This is a genomic window from Candidatus Hakubella thermalkaliphila (assembly GCF_013281975.1).
GTDB classification, from domain to species: domain Bacteria; phylum Actinomycetota; class Humimicrobiia; order Hakubellales; family Hakubellaceae; genus Hakubella; species Hakubella thermalkaliphila.
The window spans coordinates 1-4,144 of the sequence record NZ_BLRZ01000129.1; the positions used below are offsets into that span (position 1 = coordinate 1).

At 48.2% G+C, this 4,144-nt stretch carries 5 protein-coding genes; 4 read left to right on the plus strand and 1 reads right to left on the minus strand.

The genetic code is table 11. From position 1 onward, the window contains the following. Both HW443_RS13045 and HW443_RS09640 read left to right on the plus strand, forming a co-directional pair. On the plus strand, window positions 1-197 hold a 197-nt coding region (locus tag HW443_RS13045), incomplete at its 5' end, for a hypothetical protein (protein ID WP_219857243.1). Window positions 198-329: 132 nt separating this feature from the next. Continuing rightward, complete coding sequence (locus tag HW443_RS09640; protein WP_176231025.1) at window positions 330-1,037, plus strand: glycosyltransferase; 708 nt, start codon at window positions 330-332, stop codon at window positions 1,035-1,037. 69 nt (window positions 1,038-1,106) lie between these two features. Here HW443_RS09640 and larC read toward each other — a convergent pair whose 3' ends face one another. Continuing rightward, complete coding sequence (larC, locus tag HW443_RS09645) at window positions 1,107-2,327, minus strand: nickel pincer cofactor biosynthesis protein LarC (RefSeq protein ID WP_176231024.1); 1,221 nt, start codon at window positions 2,325-2,327, stop codon at window positions 1,107-1,109. A gap of 303 nt (window positions 2,328-2,630) precedes the next feature. Here larC and HW443_RS09650 point away from each other — a divergent pair, with 303 nt between their 5' ends. Further along, window positions 2,631-2,774 (plus strand): DUF5679 domain-containing protein, encoded by a 144-nt coding sequence (locus tag HW443_RS09650; RefSeq protein WP_176229071.1) that lies wholly within the window; start codon window positions 2,631-2,633, stop codon window positions 2,772-2,774. Window positions 2,775-3,252: 478 nt separating this feature from the next. Further along, a complete protein-coding gene (locus tag HW443_RS09655) occupies window positions 3,253-4,056 on the plus strand; it encodes an S-methyl-5'-thioadenosine phosphorylase (protein WP_176231023.1) in 804 nt (267 codons plus the stop codon). Window positions 4,057-4,144 lie beyond the last annotated feature (88 nt).

A 4,144-nucleotide genomic window follows, 5' to 3' on the forward strand; every position in this document is an offset into this window, starting at 1 on the left:
TTAGAGAGTACACCGAAAAGCTGGCCAATAAAAATGCTGAATACCAGGAGATCAGTAAGAGTTCCGAAGAGTTCTATAACCAATTTTCAGAAGCCCGCACCCAATTTCAATCCGCCATGGAAAAGGTATTGTCTCAGTTAGGGCCATACCTGGATCTGGGCCCCTCCGAAACTGGAGAACCACCTACCAGTTCATAGCAGGCTCACGGACCGAACAAAATTTTTGACAAAAGAGCCTTTTAGGTTATAATTAAAGCTAAATTTTGGTTTTTTTGGAAAACTGGGTATTTTTGGCTAATTGATGGTCTTCTTTATCAGTCAAGGGAGGAAATGTTGATATCCGTAGTGGTTCCAGCTCACAACGAAGAGAAATACATCAGGAACTGTCTGGACTCCTTGCGGAATCAATCTCTAGATAGGAACCAATACGAGATTATCGTAGTAGACAATGCCTCCACGGACAGGACACCCTATATTGCGGAAGGAATGGGGGCGAGGGTGATCTCTCAGCCCCAAAAAGGAGTGGCTATGGCCCGGCAGACCGGTTTTATGGCAGCCAGAGGTGGGATAATGGCCAGCACCGATGCCGACAGCGTGGTTGCCCCGGACTGGTTGGAGGTAATTTCTGATTTCTTTGCCACCAATCCCGAGTTCATCGGCATTACCGGATCCATCCGCCTGTTGGGCGGGACAAAACTGGATCAGATAGTGGCCCGTTACGGATCAAGTGCTTTTCTTAAGGTCAACATCGCTTTGGGTAAAAGCCATTTTGCCGGCGTGAACTTTGCAGTGAGGAAGGAGGCCTTTCTTAAGGTTGGAGGTTTTGACCTGTTCCAGAAATCTGCCGAGGACTTCATCCTTTCCTTGAGGCTTAAGGGGATTGGCAAGATTGCTTTCTGTCCAGAGATGATAACTTACACTTCGGCCCGACGCATTGAAAACAGGGGCAGGATTGAGTTCGTAAAACATACCCTAAATAACTACATCCGGGTAGGCTGGCTGCGCAAGACCGCCCTGGAATTTGAGGACATAAGGTAAAAGATAAGACCACAGAATTGTGATACAAGTAGTTCAAGTCTCCCTCCGACCATAAAGTTAAACTTTCCGTTACTGAGGTGAGGGATTCTGGTCAGGCTTTTTGGAAGTCTCTTCCTGTAAATTCTTCCTGGCCTCAGAAATAACCTCCCGGTAAATCTCCTTAAGAGGTTTCCCTGTCTTTCGGGCGGCTTGGGCACAATCTTCATATTCGGGCGATATGCTGATCACTTTCCCTCCGGCCATTCCCAACTTGACCTTGATCCGGGCATAGGGGAGCTGGACTTCTACGGACTTTCTGGGCAAGGCGTAGCGCTTTACCTCGGTTCTTCTCACACCCAAAGAGGAAGTCTCCCGGAAAATGATCTCCACCATCTCCCTTGCTTTTTCTGGCAGACAAAGGATAGAAAGCTCACTGGCGGCTCGATTTTTCTTCATCTGAACAGGTGTGATCCACACGTCTTTGGCTCCCATCTCCAGGAGGAGCTGAAAAACATAGCCCACTATCTCCGGGTTGAGATCGTCGATGTTGGTGGACAGAAGAACCAGGCTGTCACTTAGTATTTCCCTTTCTTCAACCAGCTCTCCCCAAAGAATTCTCAAAAGATTAGGTATTCTGAGATCTTTTTGACCTGCTCCATAACCTATCTTATCTACTTTCATCAGGGGCAGGTCCCCGTAGCTATCAGTTACCGTCTTGAGTATAGCTGCGCCTGTGGGTGTGGTCAGCTCGACCTCTATCCCCGAACCATAGATGGGCACACCTTTTAATATCTCCACAACAGCCGGAGGTGGAATGGGGATAGTGCCATGTTGAATCTCCACGAACCCCTTCCCCAGAGGCACCGGAGAGCTTATGATTTGGTCAGCTTTGAGCCAGCAAAATCCTGCCGCACTGGCTACTACGTCCACGATGGAATCGATGGCGCCCACTTCGTGAAAACGGATCTGCTCCGTGGGGATTTCGTGGATTTTCGATTCGGCTCGAGCCAGCTCCGAGAAGATATCTACGGACAGCTTTTTAACATCTTGCTCAAGAGAACTAGCCACGATAAGGTCTTTTATGTCGGTAAAACTTCGGAAAACAGGAGTGGAGTCAGTCGGGATGACCTGAAATTGGAGGCAGGAGATGGAGGCCTTGTTCTCTCGGCGAACTTCTATGCGGTAGTCTTCCAGGGGCAGTTTTGCCAGCTCTTCTCGGATCAGAGGCTCGGGCACACCGAGATCCAGTAGAGCAGCTACCATCTTGTCTCCACTAACGCCAGAAAAGCAGTCGATGTACAGAGTTTTCACGTGCGCTCCCTTTTTGAGTTATCTCACCTATAACGTAATTGTCCCCAGCATATTATAGCAAGCTATTCTCTGAATCGTTCATTATCAAGCGTCCGTGTGCAGCACTTGATTATCGCTTGTTGGACATCAAGACTCGGTACAAGGTGGCATCCTGTACTTATTACATAAGAGGCATTGATCACACTTGCTGTAAATATTGGGCTTACAAGTCTGTGAAAATACTACAATTTACTCAACCATTATGCTATTATTTCCGATAATAGGTAATAGGTAGAAGATGTTAGAGGACAAGGAGGTGCTTGGATGCAGGCGTATTGTGTAAAATGCAGGGCCAAGAAGGAGATGGTGAATCCTAAAGAGATCGTTATGAAGAATGGCAAGCCCGCTGTGAGCGGGACCTGTCCCAGTTGCGGAACCAAAATGTTTAAGATAGGGGCCAAGAAATAGGTTTATGAGAACTAATAAGGCCTGACCAAAGGCCTTCAGCTTTAGACTCTTTCAGTGGAGAAGCTTGATTGTCGTCAGGGCAGAGGATTAGGCCTCAGGCAAGAAATCGATAAGTATGTTCTGAGGATGGTGTGCTCTGATAGCTTTCAAACTTCTCTTGTTTTAGCCAGAAGCTTTAACAACGATTTAACAACAATATGGCGATGAGGGGGCCCCCTACGAGGACTTTCTCAAAAAGTCCTTTTTACAAAGTGTCCCAGACTCGTTTTTTGTTATACTAGGTACAGTTGCTAAGTGCAGTCTTAAGGAGTTACAGTCAGGCATACGGTGCCTGCCGGGGTCGAGGCTGGAAAAGCGATTGGCCAGTTAGGTGAATCTGTGATCTATTGCAGATCTGTCGAGCCTTGAGTACAGAGGGAACTATGAGGAGGGAACTATGAGGAGGGAACTATGAGGAGGGAACTATGAGGAGGGAACTATGGCCAAAGCGGTAGCAGAGATAGGTGTCTTCGGCGGTTCGGGTTTTTATTCTTTTCTGGAAAAGGTGGAGGAGATCTCCGTGGAGACACCTTTTGGGAAGCCCAGCGATTCTGTTACTGTAGGAGAGGTCGCCGGAAGAAAGGTGGCTTTTCTGCCCAGACATGGCAGGAATCATCAGTATCCACCCCATGCCATCAACTACCGGGCCAATCTTTACGCTATGAAGGAACTGGGCGTTCAGCGCATCTTTGGTCCTTGTGCTGCTGGAAGTCTTCAGACCCAGGTTAAGCCGGGGGACTTTGTGGTCTGTGATCAGTTAGTGGATAGGACCACAGGCCGGAAAGACACCTTCTACGATGGGCCGGAGACCACCCATATAAGTTTTGCCGAACCCTATTGTCCCTACCTGCGGAAAATAGTTATCGAAACAGCCCAAGAGCTGGCCATCTCAGTTCACGAGAGAGGAACCGTGGTGGTCATTCAAGGTCCCCGCTTCAGCACCAAGGCAGAGAGCAAATGGTTTTCCTCCCGAGGCTGGGAAGTTATCAATATGACCGGCTATCCGGAGGCCACTCTGGCCAGAGAGCTGGAGATATGCTATGTTAACATCTCCCTAATCACCGACTATGATGTAGGATTGGAGGGCCATCCAGAGATAAAGCCGGTTACTCACGAGGAAGTGATCAGGGTCTTCAACGAAAACAATGAGAAGCTAAGAAAGCTTCTTTTTCAGGCCATACCCAAAGTATCTGGGGAAAGAACCTGCATCTGTGCCACTGCTTTGGAAGGGGCCAGATTTTAGATGTAGCAGTTGTTTGGAAGCACTTAAGTCTCCCATGCCGCGATAAGCGGCATCACACACGATGATAACATGAAACCCTCATGCCACA